Origin of the sequence: Streptomyces sp. 2A115 (assembly GCF_052245575.1) — a bacterium.
In the GTDB taxonomy this organism is placed as follows: Bacteria; Actinomycetota; Actinomycetes; order Streptomycetales; family Streptomycetaceae; genus Streptomyces.
On sequence record NZ_JBQQCG010000076.1, the window covers coordinates 1 to 24,030 of the forward strand.

Consider the following 24,030-nt stretch of genomic DNA (forward strand, 5'->3'; position numbering starts at 1 on the left):
TATGCGGACATGATGGTGTCGAGGTGGACGGTTGTCCATCGCGCCACCAAAAGGGGTGAACGGTCGTAACTTTCCCGTGCGGATCGCGTTCCGTCGCGCTAAGAGATCAACCGAACACACTTCGTCACGCCTCGGCCAGTTCTTGGCGGCTGCGCGGCGGCTGCTCGTTGAACGGCTGCTCGCCGGCCGGTCGCTCGTCGGCGGTCGCTCAGTTGCCGGGGAACGGCCACGGGTTGGCCCGGCAGCGGATTCCGTCGTACTCGAGGAACTTGGTCTGCTGCTGCATGACGGGCGCGAGCGCGCCGTCCGTACTGCAGGTCACATGGTTGAAGCCGATCCGGTGACCGATCTCGTGGTTGATCAGCATCTGCCGGTACGCGTACATCTTGTCGCCGTACGTCTCGGCGCCCTGGGCCCAGCGGTACGCGTTGATCATCACGCGGTCGGTGGCGGCCGAGTCGCAGGACACGTTGTCCTCGGTGGTGTCGAGGCCGGACTTGGCGCACCAGAACGCGGTGGTCCCGGGGCTCGCCAGCGTGATGACGAAGTCGGGTTTCCCGGAGGAGACGCGCTCGAAGGTACGGCCGCCGTCGTGGGCCCAACTCCGGTCGTCGTTCAGGGTTTTCTGCACGGCCTGCGCGAAGAGCTCACCGTCGAGGCCGAGGTCCTTCTCGACGTCGACGCGGTAGGTGTATTTCCGTCCGGTTCCGGGTGCCTTGTCGAATCCGGCGACCGCCACGAACTCCCCAGGGCCCTTGAGTTCGGCGGCCAGCGGATACTTCTTCGCCATCTTCTGGTCGTACGACAGCGGGGCCACGCTCGCCGACTCGGACGGGGTCGGCCGGCTGCCGGCGCGCGCCGCGTAGTCCTTGGACTCCGTCTCACGGTCGGCGCCGCCGGCGGTCTGCGGGCGTACGGAGCTGTCCTCGCGCCCGTCTGTGACCTGCCCGGCCACGATGAAGGCCAGCACCGTGGTGACAGCGGCGGCCGTGATTCCGGTGAAGGCCCGCCCCTTGCCGCCCCTGGTCTTCCCCGGCCGCTCCTCGTCCTGAGGTGCCTCCGGGTTCCTCGGGGGCACCTTGTGCTCGACGTCCTCTTCCCAGCCGGTGACGGACGCGAAAGGGTCCGCGCGGAGCGCCGCCCCGGCGGCGGACCGGGGCGCGAACGCGTCGTCGCCCTGTTCGAAGGCGTCGACGTAGGCCTGACGGGCGCCTCCAGGGCCGCCGCCCGGGCCACGAGGGTCCTGGTCCCGCGAGGGAACGTACCGCTGCCGGGGAATCGTGGGCCCCGGTCCGGTCGGGCCCGGCCCCTGGGCCGCGCCGTACGGAGAGCCCTGGGGGCCTCCTTGCCGAGGGCCGCGGGGACCGCCCTGCGGAGGGCCGTATGGAGACGCTTGCGGATAGGGAGGTCCTTGCGGAGACGCTTGGGGTACGCCGTACCCGACGCCGGTCCGCGGCCCACCCCTCAACTCGCCCCAGCCACCACCGTTCTCACGCTGCTCGGGGTGCCCACCACGGACCCGGGGGACGCCGTGGGCAGGGCTGCCGTCGGGATAACGAGGAGTGCCGTGCGCCGGGGTCCCGTCGGGAAGCCGCGGAAACCCATGAGCCGGGGTCCCGTCCGGCAACCGGGGAAAGCCATGGGCGGGCGTGCCATCAGGCAGCCGAGGAAACCCGTATGCCGGCGTCCCGTCCTGCATACGTGGAAACCCATGAGCGGGCGTCCCGTCCTGCATACGCGGAAACCCGTGCGCCGGAGTCCCGTCCGGCAACCGCGGGCCCCCTCGCCCAGGCGGCCCGTCCGCCGACCGAGGAACCCCCCGCGCGGGCGTACCGGGCGGGGGGTCGAAACGTCGCGGAGCTCCTCCCGCGGGCATGCCGCCACCGGGGAATCCCGGACCTCCGTCCGAGGGCATACCGCCCGCCGGTCGCGGAACTCCCTGCCCGGGCGCGCCCTCCGGCCCTCGCGGCACCCATCCTTCGGGCAGCCTCGGCACACCCCGAGCGGACGTGCCGCCCATCGGTGCCGACGGCGGCGGTTGCTGCCTCGCGGGGCCGCGACCGCGCCCCGCCCCCCTTGCATCCGTTCCCGTTTCCGGCCGAGCAGCCGGGACCACGGGTATGTCGGCGGTGTCGCCCTTGGGGGCGGGCCCGCGACGGCTGTGACGTCCCACTTCCCGCCTCAGCTCCTCGCGCTGCTAGCGCTACTTGTGCCGGCGTCGGCCAACTCGCCTGTGTCCGCGAGGAGTTCGCGGAAGGCCGTGGCCACGGTCTCCGGGTACTCCATCATCGCCACATGCCCCGCATCCGGCAACGTAAGCAGCCGGGACTCGCGGAAAGCACGCGCCGCCCTTCGGGCCATGCGGAACCCGACGAGCTGGTCGCGGCCTCCGTAGATGAGGAGCGCCGGCGCCAGCACCCGCTCGGCCTGGCGCCACAGTCCGTGCTGGCCACCCAGCGTGTACGCGTTCACCAGGCCGCGCGACGACCGCGTCATGGCATCCCAGAAGTAGGGGAGCGCGAGCCGCCGCTCCATCTCCTCGACCGCGTTGCGGAACGCCTCGGGCGTCACCACGGAGGGATCCCCGTAACAGAGCCCCATGACGCCGCGCACGCGCTGCTCGGCGGACCAGTCCTTGGTGAACCGGGTGAACAGGGCCGCCACTCCGGGCACAGACAGCAGGGCCGTCGGCACCGCCGTGCGCTGCACCCGGATCTCCGGGAGCGCGGGCGAGACCAGCGTGAGCGTGCGGACGAGGTCGGGCCGGATGGCCGCGACGCGGGTCGTGACCGCGCCGCCCAGCGAGTTGCCGAAGAGGTGCACCGGTCCACGGTCGGCCGAGTCGAGATAGCGGATGACCGCGCGCGCGTGCCCGGTCACCGAGTAGTCGCCGTCGTCGGGCGGCGGTGAGTCTCCGAAGCCCGGCAGATCGATGGCCTCGCTTTCGACGAGGCCGTCGAGGAGGGGCATCAGGCCCGACCAGTTCTGCGAGGAACCGCCCAGCCCGTGTACGTACAGCGCGGGCGGCAGTCCCTCGCGGGCCGGCGGTCTCGACCGGACCGTCAGCGTGATGCCGGGGAGCCCTACCGATCGCAGTCGCTCCCCAGCCGCCACCCTGACGGCGCCGACCCTCGGCGTGACAGTGGTTGCCGGAACGGACGGCAGTTCGGTCGAAGACATGCGGCAATGTTACGAGACGATCACACCCTGGATCGTGTGTTCGCGGTCACAGGCCGAGGCCGACACGGCGCCGTACGGCGGGGCGAGGGGCGGTCGGAGGGCGGGGCGAGTCGTGGTGGGAGGGCGGGGTCCCGTGGCGGCCGGATGGGGGCCGGATCGCATAGCGCCCTGATCTCGACTCTCATACGCTTCGTAAACGAGGGCACTCGTACTCGTGCAAGAGCGCACTCGCACCGCTCGGGAAGAGGACACATGACCGTCGACCCCACCGACCCCGAGGCACTCGCCGACTCCGAGGACACCCAGGACGCCGAGTTCGACGTGGAGGCCCCCGAGGCCGACGCCGCCGAACAGCACGCGGAGCTCACGCCCCACCGGGACGAACCGCTGACCGGCGTGAACCCGGACAGGGCGAACGAGGCGGACCTCGCGGAGCAGGCAAGAGTCGTCGAACTCGACGAGGACGACTACCGGTGAAGCGGCCCGAAAACCGCTCCCGAAGACCGCTGAAGTGAGCAGGAATCGCGAGCAGGGATCGCGAGCGAGAACCTCGAGCAGGAACCGACCGCAGCGAACGCGAAGCGAGCAGCAGTCGACTGCGGCGTGCAGAAGCCGGCACAAGCAGGCCGAAGCAGGCCCGGAGCGACCACCGGCGTCCGCCAGGAGGCGTGCGCAGGAATCCTGACCTGCCCGGCATGCCCTTGTTTAGAACATTCCGCACGGGTTTTACCGGCGTCCGGTCCGTGAAATTCTCCGCTCGCACCGCGCACACCAGGGTTACCGAAAAGTACGATGGCGGCGCGGCGCTCACCGCATGTGGACGATTTTGGGAGGCGGCGTGACAGCCATCGAGCAGACAGAGGCGGCACGCCCGCGGGGCACTCGCCTGCCGCGCCGTGCCCGACGCAACCAGCTCCTCGGCGCCGCCCAGGAAGTATTCGTTGCGCAGGGATATCACTCGGCCGCGATGGACGACATCGCCGAACGCGCGGGCGTCAGCAAGCCGGTGCTCTACCAGCACTTCCCGGGCAAGCTCGACCTCTACCTGGCACTGCTGGACCAGCACTGCGAGTCCCTGCTCCAGGCCGTGCGGACCGCGCTGGCGTCCACGACGGACAACAAGCTGCGCGTCTGGGCCACCATGGACGCGTACTTCGCGTACGTGGAGGACGACGGCGGTGCCTTCCGGCTGGTCTTCGAGTCGGACCTGACGAACGAGCCCGCGGTGCGCGAGCGCGTGGACAAGGTCACGTTCGAGTGCGCCGAGGCGATCAGCGAGGTCATCGCGGAGGACACCGGCCTGTCCAAGGACGAGTCGATGCTGCTTGCCTCAGGCCTCGGCGGCCTCGCTCAGGTGGTGGCCCGCTCCTGGCTGCACAGCGACCGCAGCGTGCCGCGCGACCAGGCGGTACAGCTGCTGACCTCGCTGGCCTGGCGGGGCATCGCCGGCTTCCCGCTGCACGGCTCCGAGCACCACTGACGGCACGTTTGTTCCCGCCTCCTGTTCGCTCGTGGCGTTCTTGGACGGAGCATGCACGTCCCCTCGCCGGGCTAATGTGTGCTGCGTACGGCGCGGACGAACGCGCACATCAATGACCGTCGGAGGGACATAGCCGTGGAGGTCAAGATCGGCGTGCTGCACGCGCCCCGCGAGATCGTTCTGGAGAGCGGTCAGACCCCGGAAGAGGTCGAGCGCGCGGTGTCCGAGGCGCTGGCCGGCAAGTCGCAGCTGCTCAGCCTCGTGGACGACCACGGCCGCAAGGTCCTCGTCCCGGCGGAACGCATCGCTTACGTGGAGCTCGGCGAGCCGGCCCCGCGCAAGGTGGGCTTCGGCGCGCTGTAAGGCAACGGGGAGGGGCTCGGTGGCAGAGGCCGCCGAGCCCCTTTTTCATGTCCGCGCCATGTCCCCTCCATGTCCGCACCATGCCCTCTCCATTTCCGCGCCATGTCCTCTCCGAGTGCCCGCTCCCTGTCCGTGCACTTCACAGATGGAGCACAAGTCACCCACAGGGAAGGATTGCATTCCGCAGGTCAGGGGTATGACGGGCTACGACCGAAGTGCACACGGCCGTGCGGGAGGGACCCCCAAATGTTCTTGGAAGCGCTCGGCTCCGCGATCCTCGGTCTGGCACTGGCCTGGACAGCGGCATACCGCCTGCCGCACCGCCTGCCCGCCCGCCGCCTCGTCCTGCCGACGGGCGCCGCCGGAGCCCTCTTCGGCGCATTCCTCACCCACACCGCAGTGGGTTCGGTCCACTTCCTGGTCATCATGCTCGGCGCGGTGGCCGTCTCGGCGGCCTCCCTGTCCCTGCTCCTGCGCCCCGCGGGAAGACTGGGCCGCCGATCAGCAACGGTGTGAGCACCGACTCCGACGGCTCCGATTCAACCGACGACCGCTGAGGCGCCCCCTCTTCAGGGCGCGGGGAACTGTGCTTCAGGGGCGCGGGGAACTGCGCGACCAGCCCCCACAACCCGCAGACAACGAACCGGCCTGCACGGGGCTCAGGCGGCCAGCCCGAGCGCAGCCATCCGCTTGGTGTGCGCCTCAGTGATCCGCGAGAACATCCGCCCCACCTCGGCGAGATCGAACCCGTCCGCGACCCCACCGACAAGCATGGTCGACAAGGCGTCCCGGTCGGCGACAACCCGCTGCGACTGCGACAACGCCTCCCCCATCAACCGCCGCGCCCACAACGCGAGTCGCCCACCCACACGAGGATCCGCGTCGATCGCGGCACGCACCTTCTCGACGGCGAACGAGGCATGCCCCGTGTCGTCGAGCACGGCCAGCACAAGCCCGCGCGTATCGGAGTCGAGCCGCGCCGCGACCTCCCGGTAGAAGTCACTGGCGATCGAGTCACCGACGTACGCCTTGACGAGTCCCTCCAGCCAGTCCGACGGCGCCGTCTGCTTGTGGAAGCCGTCGAGCGCTGCGACGAACGGCTCCATCGCCTCCGTGGGCTCCGCACCGATCTCGGTGAGCCGGTCCCGCAACTGCTCGAAGTGGTGGAACTCCGCCGACGCCATCTTCGCCAGCTCCGCCTTGTCGGCGAGCGTCGGCGCCAGCTTGGCGTCCTCGGCGAGCCGCTCGAACGCCGCCAGTTCTCCGTACGCGAGCGCTCCGAGCAGGTCCACGACCGCGGCACGGTACTGGGGGTCGACGCAGGCCTTCGCCCAGTCCTGGGCGGCGACTCCGGTCGGTTCGGCGGGGGCGTCGGGGGCGTTGTCAGGCGTCGTCATGAAGCGCACAATAGCCCGCTCACCGCAACGCGGAAGTCCCTGGTCAATCACTGTGACGACCACTACGTGACCAAATCGGCCATCGCATATGCGCGATTCCGGGGTATGGTGGTAATGCGCCTGCTGAGTTGATCTACGTAACTCGACCAACTCGACAGGCCGCACGAATGAGGATGCCCGGTCGGTGGCCCGATCGGCTCCGACCCGACAGCCCTCCTCACCCGTACGGCACAGATGCGTACGGCATCCGGGGGGACCCTCAGCGGTACGAGAGCTCGAGCGTCGGCAGTGGTCCCATGCCACCCGGCCCGCTGGTCAAGAGCGGCCGACGTCCCCGGCACGGTCCCGACACGACCCCCGCGCTCGCCTCGCACCGCATACACAGAAGAGGCAGCACCCTGACTACTTTCCGAGACCTCGGGATCCTTTCCGAGACGGCCGAGGCCCTTGAGGCCGTAGGCATCACCAGTCCCTTCCCCATCCAGGAAATGACGCTCCCCGTTGCCCTCACCGGCACCGACGTCATCGGCCAGGCCAAGACCGGCACCGGCAAGACGCTGGGCTTCGGCCTTCCGCTCCTCGAGCGCGTCACCGTTCCCGCGGACGTCGAGGCGGGCCGGGCCAAGCCCGAGCAGCTCACCGACGCCCCGCAGGCACTCGTCGTCGTCCCGACGCGCGAGCTGTGCACTCAGGTGACGAACGACCTGCTGACCGCGGGCAAGGTCCGTAACGTGCGCGTGCTCGCCATCTACGGCGGCCGGGCGTACGAGCCGCAGGTCGAGGCCCTCAAGAAGGGTATCGACGTGGTCGTCGGCACCCCGGGCCGTCTGCTGGACCTCGCGGGCCAGAAGAAGCTGAACCTGAGTCACGTGCGGGCCCTCGTGCTCGACGAGGCCGACGAGATGCTCGACCTGGGCTTCCTGCCCGACGTCGAGAAGATCATCAACATGCTGCCGGCCCGCCGTCAGACCATGCTGTTCTCGGCGACCATGCCGGGCGCGGTCATCGGTCTCGCGCGCCGCTACATGTCGCAGCCCACGCACATCCGCGCCACGGCGCCGGACGACGAGGGCCAGACGGTCCGGAACACCGCGCAGTTCGCCTACCGCGCGCACAACATGGACAAGCCGGAGATGGTCTCGCGGATACTGCAGGCCGACGGCCGCGGTCTCGTGATGGTCTTCTGCCGCACCAAGCGGACGGCGGCGGACCTCGCCGACCAGCTCCAGCAGCGCGGTTTCGCCTCCGGCGCGGTCCACGGCGACCTCGGCCAGGGCGCCCGCGAGCAGGCGCTGCGCGCCTTCCGCAACGGCAAGGTGGACGTGCTCGTCTGCACCGACGTCGCCGCCCGTGGCATCGACGTCGAGGGCGTCACGCACGTCATCAACTACCAGTCCCCCGAGGACGAGAAAACGTACCTGCACCGCATCGGCCGTACGGGCCGGGCGGGCGCCAAGGGCATCGCGATCACGCTCGTCGACTGGGACGACATCCCGCGCTGGCAGCTCATCAACAAGGCGCTTGAACTCGGCCTGAGCGACCCGCCGGAGACGTACTCGACGTCTCCGCACCTCTTCGAAGAGCTGAACATTCCGGCCGGCACGAAGGGCGTCCTGCCGCGTTCCGAGCGCACCCGTGCCGGCCTCTCGGCCGAGGCGGTCGAGGACCTCGGCGAGACCGGTGGCCGTGGCGGTCCGCGCGGCCGCGGTGGCCGTTCCGCCGCTCCGGCGGCGGCCCCGGCCGCCGAGCGCGAGCGTGAGCGCCCGGCGCGTACGCCGCGTCGCCGTCGTCGTACGCGCAACGGCACGCCGATGGACGCCGCGGAGCCGACCACGACCGAGACCACCGAGTCGGCCCCGGCCACGGAGTCGCGCACACCGCGACGGCGCCGCCGGGCGCGTGCCGGAGCGGTGTCGGAGGCGGCCGAGACCGCCGTCGCCACGGCCGAGAGCACCTCGGTCGAGGACAGCTCGGTCGAGGTCGCCGCATCGGCCGAGCCGGTGGACGCGGAGGCCAAGCCGCGCCGCCGCCGCACGCGCAGGACGGCGGAGGTCGCGCAGCCGGCTGCCGCTGTGGTCGAGAGCGTGGTCGAGGAGGCCCCCGCGGTCGAGCCGAAGCCGCGCCGCCGCACCCGCAAGGCCGCCGAGACCGCGGTGGACACCGCCGAGGGCACGACGGTCGAGGTGACGGACACACCGGTCGAGGTGACGGAGACGAAGCCGCGCCGCCGCACTCGGAAGACCGCCGCGGCCCCGGTGGAAGCCGCTGCCGACAAGGCCCTCGACGTGGTGGCGGAGGCCGTCGAGGCCAAGCCGCGCCGCACTCGCAAGGCGACGACGGCCGAGGCAGCCCTGGACACCGCCGAGGCGGCCGAGGCCAAGCCCCGCCGCCGTACGCGCAAGGTCACCGAGGCCGCTGAGGTTGTCGAGGCCGACATCCCGGCCCAGGCGACCGAGGAGCCCGAGGTCAAGCCGCGCCGCCGCACCCGCAAGGTCGCCGAAACCGCTCCGGCGGAGGAGGCGCCCGCCGCGGAGGCCAAGCCGCGTCGGCGTACGCGCAAGGCCGCCGAGACCGCGGTGGACACCGCGGAAGGCACGACGGTCGCGGTGGCAGAGGCGACGGAGACGAAGCCTCGCCGTACGCGCAAGACCGCGGCAGCCGCCGAGGCCGCCGTGGACACCGCCGAGGCAGCCGAGACGAAGCCGCGCCGCCGCACTCGTAAGGTCGCTGCGGTTGCCGAGGCCGACATCCCGGCCCAGGCCACCGAGGCCACCCCGGTCGAGACCCCGGCCAAGCCCCGCCGCACCCGCAAGGCAGCGACCACGGCCACGACCGCCGTCGCGGACGCGGTCACGGCCGAGGTGGCGCCGGAGGCCAAGCCCCCGCGCCGCCGCGCTCGGAAGACGGCAGCGGCCGCCGAGACGACGGAGAGCTGACGCTCACCCGATGGCCCGGCCCCACTTGGTGGGGCCGGGCCATCGGCGTTCCCGGGCACAGGGTCGTCGGCGTTCCCGAGCACGGGTGAGCGAACACCCAGCCCCCGGTCCGCCCCCGCAGCCGACACCCCGGATCCCGCACCCCTGGTCCCGCCCGCAAGGTTCCCCGGATAGCCTCCTTCTCATGAGCAGGCCTGCCACCTTCGTCCCGCCCTCCTGGGTCCGCGCGTATCGGCTCCGCACCGCACGCGGGGAGTTCGCCGTGATCGACGCGCCCGTGGCGCCCGGAGTCGACGCGAGAGGAACCGCGCTGCTCCTGCCCGGGTTCACCGGCAGCAAAGAGGACTTCATCTCGTTGCACGAACCGCTGGCGGCGGCCGGATACCGGACCATCGCCGTGGACGGGCGCGGGCAGTACGAGTCACCGGGTCCGAGGGACGACGAATCGGCATACGCGCAGGCCGAGTTGGCGCAGGACGTGCTCGCGCAGGTGGATGCCCTGGAGGTGGCGGACCCTGTGCACCTCGTGGGCCACTCCTTCGGCGGGCTCGTCGGCAGGAACGCCGTGCTGCGGGAACCCGCCCGTTTCCGGTCGCTCACCCTGATGTCCTCCGGCCCGGCCGAGATCTCGCCCTCCCAGCAGCAGCGCGTGAAGCTGTTGCGGGACGCGCTCGCCGTGATGGACATGGCGCAGGTGTGGGACGCGATCCGGGCACTGGAGCCCCCGGAGGACGCCGAGGACGACCTGGACGCCGGTCTCGACGACCAAGAGGACCTCAAGCGCCGCTGGCTCGGTAACAGCCCGGCCCAACTCACCGCCGCGGGGCGCCAGTTGTGCACGGAACCCGACCGAGTGGACGATCTGGCCGCCGTACCGCTGCCCAAGCACGTCCTGTCGGGCGAATACGACGACACCTGGCCGGTAGCGCTCCTGGACCACATGGCCACACGCCTCCACGCGCACCGCACGATCATCCGCGGAGCCGAGCACTCCCCCAACTCGGACCGCCCCCTGGAGACGGCCGAAGCCATCGCCGCCTTCTGGGACCAGTCGGGCCAGAACGGGTACCGCGCCCCGTAGGGGGCGCGGGGAACTGCGCGACCAGCCCCCACCGGCCCGCGGGGATTCACGGTTCTTCCAGCGGAGCGCTTCGCGCTCAGTACTGCCCCTGCAGGTGCTCCCAGAACCCGTCCCGCAGCGCCCGTCTCAGGTCCGCCTGCCCCCGCAACGAGTACTGGAGCAGCCCCTCGGACTCCACGAGCAGGTCCTGGTCGACCGGCCCGGGCAGATACGGATGCCCGGGCAGCAGGTCCGCCAGCGCCTCCCGCCCCCGCGCGGCCAGCCACTTCGCGGCGATCTGCGCCCCCACGAAGCGCACGTCCTCGCGCGTGGGCCGCGCCCCTGCCGCCATGTCGTACGAGGCGGCGGTCCGCCGGGCGACGTACGGCTTGAAGAACTCGAGGTCGAAGGTCCGCTGGCTGTCGACCTCCCAGAGCAGCGGCTCCGCCTGGTTGCGCCCCTCCGGCGCCTCGATGCCCCAGAGGTGGACCCGGGCCCCGTACCCCTGCGCCGCCTCGACCGCCGAGACCAGGTCCTCGTCGCCGCCGATGAGCGCCGCGTCGCTGATGGCGCGGTGCCGGGCCAGCGACTCCAGGTCGCTGCGGATGAGGGAGTCGACGCCCTTCTGCTGGTTGTTGGCGTTGAGGTTGCCCAGCCGGACCTTGACGTCGGGCAGCTCGGCGATGGACTGCTGCTCGGCGGTGTGGATCCGGCGCCGCGCCCCGTCGTACCAGTAGACGCGCAGCAGCCTGCTGTCCGCGAAGATCGTGCGGGCCCGGTCGATGAGCGCCTCGATGAGCCCCTCGGCGTCCAGGTCGTAGGCCCGTCGGTCCTCGGTCCCGGCTACGAGGCGACCCGCGGCCGCGTACAGATACCCGGCGTCGACGAAGATCGCGTGCGTGGACGGCGTCTTCGCCACCTCGGCGAGCATGCGCTGGAGCAGCTCGTTCGTGCGGTCGATACGCACACCGAGGGAGGCCAGGTCGTCCGTCGCCGCGAAGTCGTCATTCATATGCGCCTCATTGTCGCAGGCCGTCACCGCGTGAACACAACAGGTCCCGATACTCGCAAGTAGTTAGACGTTCGAAAATTTTATTTAGCGTAGGGAATGTTCGTAACAGACATCCGGTTGTATCCGTTGGGAACGCGGGACACAGACGCCCCGCGCACCCAACCATCAGTAGTTCTCCTTCAGGAGGATGACCAGACGAAGGGAGAAGCCATGCGCTTCGAAATCATGCGACTCGACGATGTCGACGGCACGCCCGTGGACAGCACTGTCGTGGACGCCGCCTCCGTCAACCGGATCGTTCAGCAGGCCGCAGCAATCGGGCAGCGCCTCTGGATCCGCCCGGCCGACTCCTCGGCCTCATAGCAGCGGACGTTTGACAGACTTCAGAACCCCCGTACGGCTCCGATGCCGTACGGGGGTTCTGCGTATACGTTCAGCTTCCCCGGGTCATGTTCAGCTTCCCTCGATCACGAGCGTGACCCCGTTGATGATCTGCTGTACGGCGATCGCGGAGAGCATCATGCCCGCGAGCCGGGTCACCAGCACGACACCGCCGTCCTTGATGACGCGGATGATCAGCAGCGAGTACCGCATCACGACCCACAGCACGACGTGGATGGCGACGATCGCCGCCCACACCGCCGCCTGCGTCGCCACACTGTCGGCCTTCTGGACGGCCAGGATCACGGACACGATCGCGCCCGGCCCGGCGAGCAGCGGCATGCCCAACGGTACGAGCGCGACGTTGACGTCCTTGGTCTGCTTGGGCTCGTCCGTCTTGCCCGTGAGCAGGTCGAGCGCGATGAGGAGGAGCAGTAGTCCGCCCGCGATCATCAGCGCGGGAACGGACACGTGCAGGTAGTCCAGGATCTGGTGCCCGAGCAGCCCGAAGACGGCGATGACACCGCCGGCCACACAGACGGCCTGGAACGCCATCCGCTTCTGCACCTTGGCCGGCCGTCCGGACGTCAGCGCGAGGAAGATCGGCGTGACCCCGGGGGGATCCATGATCACGAAGAGGGTGAGGAAGAGCGAGCCGAAGACGGCGAGATCGAACACGGTGAGCCTTGCGGTGGTGGGTGGAACACGCGGAACACGAATAGGGGCGACACGTCGGCCGCTACCGGTGATGTGGGCGTTCGGGCGCCCGTGCCTCTGGTGGATGCCCAGGCGCCCGCACCTCTGGAGGAGCGCTCAGACGCCCGCACCTCTGGCGGATACTCAGGCGCCCGCGAGTCCGCCCGCACCCGGCACCGGAAACGCACCGGTCGCTCGCCGCGTGATCTCCCCATAGATCTCGGGATCCGTCGTGAACTCCCCGAGCACACACGTCTTACGGCTGCCGTGATAGTCGCTGGACCCGGTCGTCAGCAGCCCCAACTCGCCCGCGAGCCCCCGCAGTCGGGCCCGCGTGGCCGGCTCGTGGTCCATGTGGTCGACCTCGATCCCGTCGAGCCCGGCCGCGGCGAGTTCCGCGATGGCGCTCTCGGGAACGATCTGCCCCCGTTTGGCGGCGGCGGGATGCGCGAAGACGGTCACCCCGCCCGCGGCCTTGACCAGCCGGATCGCCTCGAAGGGATCCGACTCGTGCTTCTCGACGTACGCCCGCCCGCCGTCGGCGAGCCACTCGGTCGTGAAGGCGTCGGAGACGTCGGCCACGACCCCCAGCTCGACCAGCGCGGTGGCGATGTGCGGCCGCCCCACGGACCCGCCGCCCGCGATCCGCGCCACCTGCTCCCAAGTGACCGGCACCCCCAGCTCCTGGAGCTTGCCGATCATCGCCTGGGCTCGCGGCACCCGGTCGTCACGTACGAGCTCGCGCTCGCGCAACAGCTCGGGCTCCTCGGGATCGAAGAGGTACGCCAGCATGTGCAGCCCCACCCCGTCGAGGCGGCAGGAAAGCTCGGCCCCGGTCACGAGCGTCAGCCCGGCGGGCACGGCCGCGATGGCCTCGGCATAGCCGCGGGTGGTGTCGTGATCGGTCAGCGCGACCACGTCCAGCCCGGCGGCGGCCGCGTTCCGAACGAGCTCGGCGGGAGTATCCGTACCGTCGGAAGCCGTGGAGTGGGTGTGCAGATCGATACGCACGACGCGGACTCCAGGCTTTGAGCGGACGAAAGGGAACGCCCAAGGATAACGGGGGTCGGAACCGCCCCTACGGGCACCCCGTCAGGGGCCCGGTCCGGAACACGACGAACCGCGGCCACGCCTCGCAAGGGACGCAACGAACCGCGGCCACGCCCCGCAAGGGAGGACGCGACGAACCGCGTCCCGCCCCGCGAGGGGCGCGGGGAACTGCGCGACCAGCCACAAACCACCCGCACAAACCCAACCAACCCAAGGCATCCCCCACCCCACCGGCCAAACCCAGCGGAGCGCCACCGCGCTAGACCTCGAGAATCCGTGGCGACAACGCCCCGCACGGCAGAAGATCAACCTCCGCACCCGCATCCCGCAGATCCGTCAGCACCAGCTCGTCATACATCAACAGCCCTGCCTGCTCGGGCCACACAACCGCCCACAGCCACAAACCACACGCCTCGCCCGCGAAGACGGCACGGTCGTCCGGGGTTCGGGAGACATGCCAGAGCGGAGTCGGGCGGCCCGCCGCGAGGACCTTCGCCTGGGGCGGTTTCTCGACGTTCATGTACGGCCCCGGATCGGGTCCGTCGATGCCCGCGTACCGCGCACCGAGGCCGACGCCGAGTTCCTCGGCGACGAGCAGCAGCTCCCCCATGCCACCGAGCGGCCCCGGCCCCGAGCACACCACAGCCGTGGCACGGCCGCCGCTGCGGTCGTCGCCCGCGAAGCCCGCGCCGGTGAAGAGCCAGCCGACGGGCAGCGGCCAGGGCATCCACACCGGTACGCGCGCACGACGCACCACCACGCTGAGCGCCTCGACGCTGGGCGGGATCACGGGCTGCAGCGGATGCACAGTGCCGTGCACATCGCACTGCCAGGAGTCGGCAAAGAGGCCGGGAGCCCGGACCCGGCCACCACACTTCGGGCAACTGGGTTCGCCCCTCATAGGGCCCAACGGTCCTCCCCGTCTTTCGTCGCGTCAAGGACGATCACCCGTCCGGCGTGTGCCTGTCACCTGGGAAATCTAGATGTAGCTTGCATCAATTAGCTGATCTAACTTATTATGTGTATACACCAACAATCTCTCCGCGATCAGTGAGCGAAGGAGCGGGCATGAACAGCAGCAGCACGGGAGGCCTCGCCGAAGGGGACACGCTCGACGCGGGAGCCGGCAGCCTCCTGCGTCAGCCGATGGCGGTCTGGGCGACCGCCGGGGCATCCGTCGTCGCCTTCATGGGCATCGGCCTCGTCGACCCCATCCTGCCGTCCATCGCCAAGGGACTGGACGCCACCGCCGGCCAGGTCTCCCTGCTCTTCACCTCGTACTTCCTGATCACGGCCATCGCGATGCTGGTCACCGGCTTCGTCTCCAGCCGCGTGGGCGGCCGCCGGACCCTGCTCCTGGGCCTCGCCCTCGTCGTGGTCTTCGCGGCGCTGTCGGGCACGTCCGGGTCGGTCGGCGAACTCGTCGGGTTCCGAGCGGGCTGGGGGCTCGGCAACGCCCTCTTCGTCTCCACCGCCCTCGCCGTCATCGTCGGCGCGGCAGCCGGCGGCAGCGCCGCGGCGATCCTGTTGTACGAGTCCGCCCTGGGCCTCGGCATGGCCTGCGGGCCCCTGCTGGGCGCGCTGCTCGGGGACGCCAGCTGGCGCTATCCGTTCTTCGGCACCGCGTTCCTGATGGCGATCGGGTTCCTGTGCATCACGGCGTTCCTGAAGGAGCAGCCGAAGCCGGCCCGCAAGACGGGCCTGCTCGACCCGATCAAGGCGCTCGGCCACGGCGGACTCGCCTCGGCTGCCGCTTCCTCGTTTTTCTACAACTACACGTTCTTCACCGTGCTGGCCTTCACGCCGTTCGTGCTGAACATGACCCCGTACAAGTCCGGCGCGGTCTTCTTCGCCTGGGGTGTACTGCTCGCGGTGTTCTCGGTGGTCGTCGCGCCGCGCATGCAGGCGCGGTTCGGCTCACTGAAGGTGCTCGGCGGCTCGCTGGTACTGCTCGCGGCCGACGTGCTCGTGCTCGGGTACGGCAGCCACACCACCGCCATCGTCTGCACGATCCTGTCCGGCGCCTTCATCGGCGTGAACAACACCGTCTACACGGAGCTCGCCCTGGGCGTCTCGGACGCGCCGCGCCCCGTGGCGAGCGCCGGCTACAACTTCGTCCGCTGGTTCGCGGCCGCCGCGGCTCCCTACTTCGCGCCGAAGATCGAGGAGTGGACCGACATCCACATCCCGTTCGTGGTCGCGGCGGTCACCGCGCTGCTCGGGGCGCTCGTGGTCGTCGTACGCCGGAGCGCGCTCACGGACGAGGCCGAGGAGCTGGCGCCGCGGCACGCGACGGAGGACGGCGTGACCGTCTTCGCCAACTCCTGACCGTCTTCGCCCACCGAGGCCGGCGGGCGCCCGAGGACGCCGGATCCCGAGTGTGAGATTCCCAACTGGTGGTCTTCGGCCAGCTGTTGAGGGCCCTTCCGGGCGGTCAGTCCAGGGACACGGACTTGCGTGAGGCATCGCGCAGGTCCGTTCCGCCCGTGAGCCAGCGCTCCTGGAGGGCCTGCGCGCCGTGCACGCGCTTCCACGCGGCCTCGTTCGGCGTCATGGGCAGCAGCGGCAGGAAACGTACGGGATCCAGGGGCGCGTCGAGCTCGAGATCCTCGACCAGACCGCCCGGCTCGGCGACCAGCACGGAGGTGAAAGGGGCACCGGGCCACAGGGGATCGCCCACGTCGAGCGACGCGCCCGGCGCCACGACCAGGCCCTCCACCTGCGGGGACGCGGCCAGTACGGCGAGGGGGCGGAGCACCTTGTCGGTGTCGGCGACGCCCGCGCGTACGGAGAGGACCAGCTCGGCGCGCGGGCCCGCGACCGGGTCGGCGACGACCGCCGTGGGGTCCGCCATCGGCTGGGCGGACATGCCGAGCGTCGCGTAGCGGACGATGTCGCCGTCGGTGAAGCGGAGAACCTCGATGCGGTCCGTGCCGAGAAAGGTCACCGCGGCACGCGCGTCCGGTTCGCCCAGGGCGGTACGCAACCGGGCCTCCACCAGGGGAAGAACATCAGCCATGCGCCGAGCATAGGCCGTGGCCGGCCTGCGGCTTTCTGGTGGATCGGCCATTGCCCCTTGGCCAACAACGGGCAAAGCGACGACTTGACACATGAGTCGGCTGGTAGTCTAGGCCGCCGGCCGGGGCAGCACGCAGAAGCGTCGCTCTCGAGTCCCGGCCCATGTCTCGACAGTCTCGACGCATGAGACTCCCCTACGGGGGATGGACCTCCCCCACGGGGGACCGGCCGGAGGAGGTGGGGCTCCATGGATCGAAGTCGACCGTGCAGTACCACCCGCTCTTCCGGCTGCTGAGTACCTCAACTCCCGCTCTGCTGGCTGCCGCCTCCCGTACTCGCGTCATGCCTGTCCGGTGCACGACGGAAGAGCACTTCGTTTTTGCCTGATCTGTCTGATCTGTATCAGTAGCAAAGCTGCCACCGCGACGGTGCGGTGCTCCCCGCTTTGTGGACGTGCCAAACATCCGCAGTCAGGACGTCCCCATTCCGGGCAGTCTCAACCGTTGCCGGCGGCTCGTGTTCGCGAAGGAGCCTGCCATGTCGATGATCCGTGACCTGCGTGCCGCGGTCCGTCCCTCGATCCGCAAGGACGGTGGCGCGTACGACACCACCCGAGAGGCCGGAACGAGTTCGGCCGTCGTGGACTGCGCGGTCTACCGCGACGGCGCCCGCCTCCGGTCCGACGACAACCTCACCAGCCTCACGCCACATGCGGCGATCCGTGACGTGCGGCGGGACGGAGGGTTCGCCTGGATCGGTCTGCACGAGCCGACCGAGGCCGAATTCGCCGGTATCGCCGCTGAGTTCGGGCTGCACCCGCTGGCCGTCGAGGACGCCGTCCACGCCCACCAGCGGCCCAAGCTGGAGCGTTACGACGACACACTGTTCGCCGTCTTCAAGACCATCCACTACGTCGAGCATGACGAACTCACCGCCACCAGCGAGGTCGTGGAGACCGGCGAGGTGATGTGCTTCACCGGGCGGGACTTCTTCATCACCGTCCGGCACGGCGGGCAGGGCTCGCTGCGGGCGCTGCGGCACCGGCTGCAGGACGACCCCGAGCTGCTCGCCAAAGGACCCTCGGCCGTGCTGCACTCCATCGCCGACCATGTCGTCGACGGGTACGTCGCGGTCGCCGACGCCATGCAGGACGACATCGACGAGGTCGAGACCGAGGTGTTCTCGCCCGGGCGCAGGGGCGGGGTGTCGCGCGGTGTCGACTCGGCCCGGATCTACCAGCTCAAGCGTGAGGTGCTGGAGTTCAAGCGCGCGGTGTCGCCGCTGATGCGGCCGATGCAGCTGCTCAGCGAGCGGCCGATGCGGCTGGTCGACCCCGACATCCAGAAGTACTTCCGCGATGTCGCCGACCACCTCGCGCGCGTGCAGGAGCAGGTCATCGGTTTCGACGAGCTGCTCAACTCCATCCTCCAGGCCAACCTCGCGCAGGCCTCCGTGGCGCAGAACGAGGACATGCGCAAGATCACGTCCTGGGCGGCGATCATCGCCGTACCGACGATGGTGTGTGGCGTGTACGGCATGAACTTCGACTACATGCCTGAGCTGCGCTGGAGGTTCGGCTACCCGCTCGTGCTGGGCGTCACGGTCGGCATCTGCTTCGCGATCCACCGCACGCTGAAGCGCAACGGTTGGCTGTGACAGATGGCTGTGACGAATGGCTGTAATGGGTGGCTGTGAAGGGCCCGGCTAGGCTGGCCGTATGACCGATCAGCTGCTCGACCAGGCCCTCGTCGAGGAGGCCACCAAGAAGTCCGGGCTCGTCTGGGTGCGAGGGCTCCATGTCCAGGGGGACGGGATGTCCGACGGGATGCCCTCCCAGGCGCTGTGGCACGTATGGCACGACGGGGCGGTGTGCCTGGTCGGCGACGGGCCCGGCGAGCAGCCGCTTCCCGGTCTCGTGGACGGCGGCGGCGCGGTGGTCACCGTACGCAGCAAGGACAAGGGCGGTCGGCTCGTCTCCTGGTCCGCGAAGGTCGTGGAGCTGGCTCCGGGGTCCGAGGAGTGGGATGCGGCTGTTGCCGAGCTGAAGGGCAAGCGGTTGAACGCGCCCGATGGTGAGGCCATGCCGGGGCGGTGGGCGCGGGAGTGTCGTGTGCTCCGGCTGGAGCCCACGGGGGAGACTGCGTCGCTGCCGGAGGGGTCGCTTTCTGCGCCGCCCTTGGCTACCTCGGCGACCACGCGTCAGGCGGCCCCGGCGGGGCTTCCACGCTTGCTCTTCAAGAAGCGCAGGCGGGCTTGAGCGTAGGCGCTCCGCGCGGAGGCCGGTGGGCGACCGCGGGGTTGTAGTGGGCTGGTCGCGCAGTTCCCCGCACCCCTGAAGGGGCACCTGTGGCCCAGCTGTCCTTAGGGGCGCGGGAACTGCGCGACCCCACAAACCACCCGCAGTCGCCTGACCACCCCGCCCGCCGGACTGTCGGGCGTCGGGCGTCACGCGGAGATGAACCCGCTCACGACGACGGGAGCTGCTGACCGTAGTCCACCGTCTCGTCCTTCTCCGGGGCCTCCAGGGCGAAGTCCTTGTCCCAGTCCGTCAAGCGGAGCGTTCCCGCGCCTCCCGCGCGGACCAGGAGGAGGGGGTAGGGCTTGCCCTCCAGGGAAATGTCCAGTTCGCCGCCGGAGCCCTTGTCGCCGGTGAGGCGGATCGTGCGGATGCCGCTCTGCTCGTGGCGGCCGTCGGTGGCGAGCTCGCCGTGCAGGGTGAGGAGGCCGTCGAGGAGTACGTCCTTGTCGGTGAAGACGCTGAGCTGCTGGTAGGCGGGGTCTCCCTTGGGGACCTTCACGTACATGCCGTCGAGCTTGCCCGCGGCCGTCGCGTCGGTCGTACCGTCGTCGCTCTTGCCGTCCTGGTGGTCCCAGAAGTCCGCGTCGGCCTTGATGAAGAGGTGCTCGTCGACCCGCAGCAGGCGGAACGTCACGCCCTTCGAGGTGACCGAGCCCGTGCCGCCGTCGTCCTTGAGCCGCATGTCCAGCTTGTACGTGCGCTTGTTGCTGATCACCGCCCCCGACAGCCGTACCGTCTCCGCGGTCCTGGCGGCCGACTGGGTCCTGCTCTGGATCTTGGCCGGGGGCAGCTTCCCGACCCCGTTCGTGCCCGCGTCCGGGTCGTCGCCGCCGCACCCCGTCAGCCCGGTCCCTGTCACGACCAGCGCGCACACAGCGCTAGCCAGCGCGGACTTACGGGTGCGTCCCTGGGAAATCGCAGTCACAGGTGGCGCTGCCTCTCGTGCGGGGGTCCTCAACGGCGTAACGCAGCGTACCGGGGCTCCCCGCGCCACTCTGAATCAGTCCGTCCGGACCGCTCACCAGGGCGTATCCGACCGGGACGGGCTAGCCTGAAGCCCACCCGAGCGGACATGACGCATCAAAACACCCGAACGGAAGCCCGTATGAGGTAAGGAGGCGCGGGCATGGCGGCAGGCGCCCCCAGGATCTTCGTCTCGCATCTCTCCGGCATCGCCGTCTTCGACCCGAACGGCGACCAGGTGGGCCGGGTGCGCGACCTGGTCGCCATGCTGCGCGTGGGGAGGCGGCCCCCTCGGCTGCTCGGCCTCGTCGTCGAACTCTCCACCCGCCGCCGCATCTTCCTGCCCATGACCCGCGTGACCGGCATCGAGTCCGGCCAGGTCATCACCACCGGCGTCCTCAACGTGCGGCGCTTCGAGCAGCGGCCCACCGAGCGGCTCGTGCTCGGCGAGCTGCTCGACCGGCGGGTACGGCTCGTCGAGAGCGGCGAGGAGGTGACCGTGCTCGACGTGTCGATCCAGCAGTTGCCGGCCCGCCGCGACTGGGAGATCGACCGGGTCTTCGTACGGAAGGGGCGGAGTGCCAGCGCTTTCCGGCGGGCCAAGGGCGAGACGCTGACCGTCGAGTGGTCGGCCGTCACCGGGTTCTCACTGGAGGAGCACGGGCAGGGCGCCGAGAGCCTGCTCGCCACCTTCGAGCAGCTGCGCCCCGCCGACCTCGCGAACGTCCTGCACCACCTGTCGGCGAAGCGGCGGGCGGAGGTCGCGGCCGCCCTGGACGACGACCGGCTCGCCGACGTCCTCGAAGAGCTCCCGGAGGACGACCAGATCGAGATCCTCGGCAAGCTCAAGGAGGAACGCGCCGCCGACGTCCTGGAGGCGATGGACCCCGATGACGCGGCCGACCTGCTCAGCGAGCTGCCGGAGGACGACAAGGAGCGGTTGCTGGCGCTGATGCGTCCGGACGACGCGGCGGACGTACGGCGGCTGCTGGCGTACGAGGAGCGCACGGCGGGCGGTCTGATGACGACCGAGCCGATCGTGCTGCGGCCCGACGCGACCGTCGCGGACGCGCTCGCGCGGGTGCGCAACCCGGACCTCTCCCCCGCGCTGGCCGCCCAGGTGTACGTGTGCCGCCCGCCGGACGAGACACCGACCGGCAAGTACCTCGGCGCGGTCCACTTCCAGCGGCTGCTGCGCGATCCGCCGTACACGCTCGTCGGAGCGATGCTCGACGACGCCCTGCAGCCGTTGGACCCGGAGGCCGAACTGCCCGTCGTGGCGGGCTTCTTCGCGACGTACGACATGGTCGCCGCGCCCGTCGTCGACGAGAGCGGCTCGCTGCTCGGGGCGGTCACCGTGGACGACGTACTCGACCACATGCTGCCCGAGGACTGGCGCGAGACCGAGTTCCACCTCGACGAGGAGCCCGCTGACCAAGCGACTTCCGGCGAGGGAATGTCCGGTCGGCGAAATTACGGGGAGGGGGCCGCTCATGGCTCCTGAGCGCGAGGTGCGCGAGCGGGCCGCCACCGGGGCGACCGCCGCCACCCGGTCGCGTATCCGGCTCGACCAGCCGCAGCCGCCCCGGCGCAGACTGCTGCCCGAGTACGACCCGGAGGCCTTCGGACGGCTCTCGGAGCGGATCGCTCGATTCCTGGGCACGGGGCGGTTCATCGTCGGGATGACGGTCGTCGTCATCCTGTGGGTGGTGTGGAACGTGTCCGCGCCGCGCGACCTTCGCTTCGACACGTACCCGTTCATCTTCCTGACCCTGATGCTGTCGCTGCAGGCCTCGTACGCCGCCCCGCTGATCCTTCTCGCGCAGAACCGCCAGGACGACCGCGACCGGGTCAATCTCGAACAGGACCGCAAGCAGAACGAGCGGTCCATCGCGGACACCGAGTATCTGACCCGGGAGATCGCCGCGCTGCGCGTCGGCCTGGGTGAGGTCGCCACCCGGGACTGGATCCGCTCCGAAATCGAGGACCTGGTCAAGGACGTGGAGGAGCGGCACGGCGGCGGTCGCGTCGTATTCCCGGCGGAACGGCCTCGGGGGCGTGACGTAGACGACCGTTGAGGGGCTTTCCGGCCGCCCTGCCGGGCGCCGTACCATCGTCCTTATGGCGGCTACGGAAGACGCGGTGCGTGAAGCACTGGCTACGGTGAACGACCCCGAGATCCATCGACCCATCACCGAGCTCGGGATGGTCAAATCGGTGGAGATCGGAGCGGATGGAGCGGTCGCGGTCACCGTCTACCTCACGGTCTCCGGCTGCCCGATGCGCGAGACCATCACGAACAACGTGACGGACGCCGTCTCTGCGGTCGAGGGCGTCACCCGCGTCGACGTGACCCTGGACGTGATGAGCGACGAGCAGCGGCGGGAGCTGGCGTCCTCGCTGCGTGGCGGCCAGGCCGAGCGCGAGGTCCCCTTCGCCCAGCCCGGCTCACTCACGCGCGTGTACGCGGTCGCGTCCGGCAAGGGCGGCGTCGGCAAGTCGTCCGTGACGGTCAACCTCGCGGCGGCGATGGCGGCCGACGGCCTCAAGGTCGGCGTCGTCGACGCCGACATCTACGGCCACTCCGTGCCGCGCATGCTCGGCGCCGACGGGCGTCCGACCCAGGTCGAGAACATGATCATGCCGCCGTCCGCGCACGGCGTGAAGGTCATCTCGATCGGCATGTTCACTCCGGGCAACGCGCCGGTCGTCTGGCGCGGCCCGATGCTCCACCGCGCACTCCAGCAGTTCCTCGCGGACGTCTACTGGGGCGACCTGGACGTCCTGCTCCTCGACCTCCCGCCGGGCACCGGCGACATCGCGATCTCGGTCGCACAGCTGGTTCCGAACGCCGAGATCCTCGTCGTCACCACCCCGCAGCAGGCGGCGGCCGAGGTCGCCGAGCGCGCGGGCTCCATCGCCGTCCAGACCCACCAGAAGATCGTGGGCGTCGTGGAGAACATGTCCGGGCTCCCCTGCCCGCACTGCGACGAGATGGTCGACGTCTTCGGCACGGGCGGCGGCCAGTCGGTCGCCGACGGCCTCACCCGCACGACGGGCGCCAACGTTCCGGTCCTCGGCTCCATCCCCATCGACGTCCGCCTCCGCGAGGGCGGCGACGAGGGCAAGCCCGTCGTCCTGACCGACCCCGACTCCCCGGCCGGCGCGGCCCTCCGCGCCATCGCGGGCAAGCTGGGCGGCCGCCAGCGCGGCCTGTCCGGCATGTCGCTGGGGATCACGCCGAGGAACAAGTTCTAGGCCGCACCAAGCGCTCCACTGAAGGAACGGTGATGAACCCGCGGGCCGGTGAGGGCTGGTCGCGCAGTTCCCCGCGCCCCTCACGGGGCGGGGCGCGGGTACCGCACCGGACTTGACCAAGGCCGCCAGGGGGCGCCGTCCAGGAGGACGGCGCCTCCATCTCCGTACCCGCTACGCGTACGTACTGATGTCCTTGATCACGGAGAAGCCCAGACCGTACGCACTCATCCCCCGCCCGTACGCGCCCAGATGGACCGCCTCCTGGGTGGACCCCGCGAGGACCCAGCCGAACTCGGACTCGCGGTAGTGGAAGGGCGTCGGCACCCCGTCCACGGGGAGGGACAGCGTCGACCAGTCGGAGCCGGTCAGATCGTCCGCGAGAACCCACGCCGTCTCGGTCTGCTGGTCCAGCCAGTCGTCGCGCAGGGTGTGGTCCATCTGGCCGGGCCAGGTGAAGGACAGCAGCCCCACCCCCGCGAGCCACGCCGCGGAGGACACCGACGTGGCCTCCAGCACTCCCGTGCCGTCGGCAGTGCGCCGCACCGGATTGGCCGCGACGGTCACCACGACCGCGAAGCGCTCCTTGTCCTCCGTACCCTCACTGCGTACCGAAGGCTCGTCGCCGTGCCCGATCGAGCCGTGCTCAATGGCTCCGTCGGCGGTGGCGCCGACCTGCATCAGCCAGCGCGGTCCCGTGAAGGCCTCGTCGAGGCCGTACCACGGGAAGGGCGCCAGCAGGTAGCCGTCGACCGTACGCCGGGCGGAGGGGACCTGTTGTCCATCCTCCGCGGCCGGCGCCTGCGCGCCTACCCGACTTGTCGTCTCCATGTGCCCGGACGCCTCCTCGCTCTAGTCGGACCGAACGACCCGCCCCCCTTTCGGGCGTCCTTCCGGTCCGCACAACAACTAGGCAGGATAGCCACAGCTCCGCGGCGAG

The 24,030-nt window shown here is 70.4% G+C and carries 23 protein-coding genes; 13 read left to right on the top strand and 10 right to left on the bottom strand.

What is annotated here, in order from left to right:
- Window positions 1–208 precede the first annotated feature (208 nt).
- Window positions 209–1,699, bottom strand: a complete 1,491-nt coding sequence (locus ACTWQR_RS42635) for a DUF3152 domain-containing protein (RefSeq protein WP_443232658.1) — start codon at window positions 1,697–1,699, stop codon at window positions 209–211.
- A 482-nt stretch (window positions 1,700–2,181) separates the two neighbouring features.
- Window positions 2,182–3,180 (bottom strand): alpha/beta fold hydrolase, encoded by a 999-nt coding sequence (locus ACTWQR_RS42640; protein ID WP_443232659.1) that lies wholly within the window; start codon window positions 3,178–3,180, stop codon window positions 2,182–2,184.
- 252 nt (window positions 3,181–3,432) lie between these two features.
- Here ACTWQR_RS42640 and ACTWQR_RS42645 point away from each other — a divergent pair, with 252 nt between their 5' ends.
- From ACTWQR_RS42645 to ACTWQR_RS42660, 4 genes are all read left to right on the top strand, one after another.
- A complete protein-coding gene (locus tag ACTWQR_RS42645) occupies window positions 3,433–3,657 on the top strand; it encodes a hypothetical protein (protein WP_443232660.1) in 225 nt (74 codons plus the stop codon).
- A 361-nt stretch (window positions 3,658–4,018) separates the two neighbouring features.
- A complete protein-coding gene (locus ACTWQR_RS42650; protein WP_443232661.1) occupies window positions 4,019–4,660 on the top strand; it encodes a TetR/AcrR family transcriptional regulator in 642 nt (213 codons plus the stop codon).
- A gap of 135 nt (window positions 4,661–4,795) precedes the next feature.
- Complete coding sequence (locus ACTWQR_RS42655) at window positions 4,796–5,023, top strand: DUF3107 domain-containing protein (RefSeq protein WP_443232662.1); 228 nt, start codon at window positions 4,796–4,798, stop codon at window positions 5,021–5,023.
- A gap of 246 nt (window positions 5,024–5,269) precedes the next feature.
- Window positions 5,270–5,539, top strand: coding sequence for a hypothetical protein (locus ACTWQR_RS42660; RefSeq protein ID WP_443232663.1), 270 nt, complete (start codon window positions 5,270–5,272; stop codon window positions 5,537–5,539).
- Window positions 5,540–5,682: 143 nt separating this feature from the next.
- Here the strand turns inward: ACTWQR_RS42660 and ACTWQR_RS42665 are convergent, their stop codons facing one another.
- Window positions 5,683–6,420, bottom strand: coding sequence for a ferritin-like fold-containing protein (locus ACTWQR_RS42665; RefSeq protein ID WP_443232664.1), 738 nt, complete (start codon window positions 6,418–6,420; stop codon window positions 5,683–5,685).
- 488 nt (window positions 6,421–6,908) lie between these two features.
- Here ACTWQR_RS42665 and ACTWQR_RS42670 point away from each other — a divergent pair, with 488 nt between their 5' ends.
- Window positions 6,909–9,356, top strand: a complete 2,448-nt coding sequence (locus ACTWQR_RS42670) for a DEAD/DEAH box helicase (RefSeq protein ID WP_443232665.1) — start codon at window positions 6,909–6,911, stop codon at window positions 9,354–9,356.
- Window positions 9,357–9,540: 184 nt separating this feature from the next.
- On the top strand, window positions 9,541–10,437 hold the full coding sequence (locus ACTWQR_RS42675) for an alpha/beta fold hydrolase (protein WP_443232666.1): 897 nt from the start codon (window positions 9,541–9,543) through the stop codon (window positions 10,435–10,437).
- A 76-nt stretch (window positions 10,438–10,513) separates the two neighbouring features.
- Here ACTWQR_RS42675 and ACTWQR_RS42680 read toward each other — a convergent pair whose 3' ends face one another.
- Window positions 10,514–11,428, bottom strand: a complete 915-nt coding sequence (locus ACTWQR_RS42680; RefSeq protein WP_443232667.1) for an NYN domain-containing protein — start codon at window positions 11,426–11,428, stop codon at window positions 10,514–10,516.
- A gap of 210 nt (window positions 11,429–11,638) precedes the next feature.
- Here ACTWQR_RS42680 and ACTWQR_RS42685 point away from each other — a divergent pair, with 210 nt between their 5' ends.
- On the top strand, window positions 11,639–11,791 hold the full coding sequence (locus ACTWQR_RS42685) for a hypothetical protein (RefSeq protein ID WP_105968294.1): 153 nt from the start codon (window positions 11,639–11,641) through the stop codon (window positions 11,789–11,791).
- A gap of 90 nt (window positions 11,792–11,881) precedes the next feature.
- Here ACTWQR_RS42685 and ACTWQR_RS42690 read toward each other — a convergent pair whose 3' ends face one another.
- From ACTWQR_RS42690 to ACTWQR_RS42700, 3 genes are all read right to left on the bottom strand, one after another.
- Entirely contained in the window at window positions 11,882–12,487 is a 606-nt protein-coding gene (locus ACTWQR_RS42690; protein WP_443232668.1) for a MarC family protein, read from the bottom strand.
- 162 nt (window positions 12,488–12,649) lie between these two features.
- On the bottom strand, window positions 12,650–13,516 hold the full coding sequence (locus ACTWQR_RS42695; protein WP_443232669.1) for a PHP domain-containing protein: 867 nt from the start codon (window positions 13,514–13,516) through the stop codon (window positions 12,650–12,652).
- A gap of 298 nt (window positions 13,517–13,814) precedes the next feature.
- Entirely contained in the window at window positions 13,815–14,456 is a 642-nt protein-coding gene (locus ACTWQR_RS42700; RefSeq protein ID WP_443232670.1) for a DUF6758 family protein, read from the bottom strand.
- A 167-nt stretch (window positions 14,457–14,623) separates the two neighbouring features.
- Here ACTWQR_RS42700 and ACTWQR_RS42705 point away from each other — a divergent pair, with 167 nt between their 5' ends.
- A complete protein-coding gene (locus ACTWQR_RS42705) occupies window positions 14,624–15,883 on the top strand; it encodes an MFS transporter (protein ID WP_443232671.1) in 1,260 nt (419 codons plus the stop codon).
- 106 nt (window positions 15,884–15,989) lie between these two features.
- Here ACTWQR_RS42705 and ACTWQR_RS42710 read toward each other — a convergent pair whose 3' ends face one another.
- The gene (locus ACTWQR_RS42710; RefSeq protein ID WP_443232672.1) at window positions 15,990–16,574 is read right to left on the bottom strand and encodes a suppressor of fused domain protein; all 585 of its coding nucleotides are present in this window, start codon (window positions 16,572–16,574) and stop codon (window positions 15,990–15,992) included.
- A 536-nt stretch (window positions 16,575–17,110) separates the two neighbouring features.
- Between ACTWQR_RS42710 and ACTWQR_RS42715 the strand changes: the two genes are divergently transcribed.
- On the top strand, window positions 17,111–18,229 hold the full coding sequence (locus ACTWQR_RS42715; RefSeq protein ID WP_443232673.1) for a magnesium and cobalt transport protein CorA: 1,119 nt from the start codon (window positions 17,111–17,113) through the stop codon (window positions 18,227–18,229).
- A 61-nt stretch (window positions 18,230–18,290) separates the two neighbouring features.
- On the top strand, window positions 18,291–18,830 hold the full coding sequence (locus tag ACTWQR_RS42720; RefSeq protein WP_443232674.1) for a hypothetical protein: 540 nt from the start codon (window positions 18,291–18,293) through the stop codon (window positions 18,828–18,830).
- 208 nt (window positions 18,831–19,038) lie between these two features.
- Here ACTWQR_RS42720 and ACTWQR_RS42725 read toward each other — a convergent pair whose 3' ends face one another.
- On the bottom strand, window positions 19,039–19,797 hold the full coding sequence (locus tag ACTWQR_RS42725) for a hypothetical protein (RefSeq protein ID WP_443232675.1): 759 nt from the start codon (window positions 19,795–19,797) through the stop codon (window positions 19,039–19,041).
- A 201-nt stretch (window positions 19,798–19,998) separates the two neighbouring features.
- Here ACTWQR_RS42725 and ACTWQR_RS42730 point away from each other — a divergent pair, with 201 nt between their 5' ends.
- The 3 genes from ACTWQR_RS42730 to ACTWQR_RS42740 are packed head-to-tail and all read left to right on the top strand — an operon-like array spanning window position 19,999 to window position 23,093.
- Entirely contained in the window at window positions 19,999–21,339 is a 1,341-nt protein-coding gene (locus tag ACTWQR_RS42730) for a magnesium transporter MgtE N-terminal domain-containing protein (protein ID WP_443232676.1), read from the top strand.
- A complete protein-coding gene (locus tag ACTWQR_RS42735) occupies window positions 21,329–21,913 on the top strand; it encodes a DUF1003 domain-containing protein (RefSeq protein WP_443232677.1) in 585 nt (194 codons plus the stop codon). Before ACTWQR_RS42730 ends, ACTWQR_RS42735 begins: the two co-directional genes overlap by 11 nt.
- 43 nt (window positions 21,914–21,956) lie before the next feature.
- Window positions 21,957–23,093, top strand: a complete 1,137-nt coding sequence (locus tag ACTWQR_RS42740) for an Mrp/NBP35 family ATP-binding protein (RefSeq protein ID WP_443232678.1) — start codon at window positions 21,957–21,959, stop codon at window positions 23,091–23,093.
- Between the two features lie 171 nt (window positions 23,094–23,264).
- On the opposite strand, the gene ACTWQR_RS42745 is transcribed toward ACTWQR_RS42740, so the two are convergent.
- A complete protein-coding gene (locus tag ACTWQR_RS42745; protein ID WP_443232679.1) occupies window positions 23,265–23,921 on the bottom strand; it encodes a hypothetical protein in 657 nt (218 codons plus the stop codon).
- Between the last annotated feature and the right edge of the window lie 109 nt (window positions 23,922–24,030).

Excerpts from the sequence above, each read along its gene's own strand:
- ACTWQR_RS42665 (WP_443232664.1), bottom strand. The coding sequence starts at position 6,420 with ATGACGACGCCTGACAACGCCCCCGACGCCCCCGCCGAACCGACCGGA.
- ACTWQR_RS42680 (WP_443232667.1), bottom strand. The coding sequence starts at position 11,428 with ATGAATGACGACTTCGCGGCGACGGACGACCTGGCCTCCCTCGGTGTG.
- ACTWQR_RS42720 (WP_443232674.1), top strand. The coding sequence starts at position 18,291 with ATGACCGATCAGCTGCTCGACCAGGCCCTCGTCGAGGAGGCCACCAAG.
- ACTWQR_RS42635 (WP_443232658.1), bottom strand. The coding sequence starts at position 1,699 with ATGCAGGACGGGACGCCGGCATACGGGTTTCCTCGGCTGCCTGATGGC.
- ACTWQR_RS42700 (WP_443232670.1), bottom strand. The coding sequence starts at position 14,456 with ATGAGGGGCGAACCCAGTTGCCCGAAGTGTGGTGGCCGGGTCCGGGCT.
- ACTWQR_RS42675 (WP_443232666.1), top strand. The coding sequence starts at position 9,541 with ATGAGCAGGCCTGCCACCTTCGTCCCGCCCTCCTGGGTCCGCGCGTAT.
- ACTWQR_RS42705 (WP_443232671.1), top strand. The coding sequence starts at position 14,624 with ATGAACAGCAGCAGCACGGGAGGCCTCGCCGAAGGGGACACGCTCGAC.
- ACTWQR_RS42715 (WP_443232673.1), top strand. The coding sequence starts at position 17,111 with ATGTCGATGATCCGTGACCTGCGTGCCGCGGTCCGTCCCTCGATCCGC.
- ACTWQR_RS42670 (WP_443232665.1), top strand. The coding sequence starts at position 6,909 with ATGACGCTCCCCGTTGCCCTCACCGGCACCGACGTCATCGGCCAGGCC.
- ACTWQR_RS42645 (WP_443232660.1), top strand. The coding sequence starts at position 3,433 with ATGACCGTCGACCCCACCGACCCCGAGGCACTCGCCGACTCCGAGGAC.
- ACTWQR_RS42685 (WP_105968294.1), top strand. The coding sequence starts at position 11,639 with ATGCGCTTCGAAATCATGCGACTCGACGATGTCGACGGCACGCCCGTG.
- ACTWQR_RS42710 (WP_443232672.1), bottom strand. The coding sequence starts at position 16,574 with ATGGCTGATGTTCTTCCCCTGGTGGAGGCCCGGTTGCGTACCGCCCTG.
- ACTWQR_RS42730 (WP_443232676.1), top strand. The coding sequence starts at position 19,999 with ATGGCGGCAGGCGCCCCCAGGATCTTCGTCTCGCATCTCTCCGGCATC.
- ACTWQR_RS42740 (WP_443232678.1), top strand. The coding sequence starts at position 21,957 with ATGGCGGCTACGGAAGACGCGGTGCGTGAAGCACTGGCTACGGTGAAC.
- ACTWQR_RS42745 (WP_443232679.1), bottom strand. The coding sequence starts at position 23,921 with ATGGAGACGACAAGTCGGGTAGGCGCGCAGGCGCCGGCCGCGGAGGAT.
- ACTWQR_RS42640 (WP_443232659.1), bottom strand. The coding sequence starts at position 3,180 with ATGTCTTCGACCGAACTGCCGTCCGTTCCGGCAACCACTGTCACGCCG.
- ACTWQR_RS42660 (WP_443232663.1), top strand. The coding sequence starts at position 5,270 with ATGTTCTTGGAAGCGCTCGGCTCCGCGATCCTCGGTCTGGCACTGGCC.
- ACTWQR_RS42735 (WP_443232677.1), top strand. The coding sequence starts at position 21,329 with ATGGCTCCTGAGCGCGAGGTGCGCGAGCGGGCCGCCACCGGGGCGACC.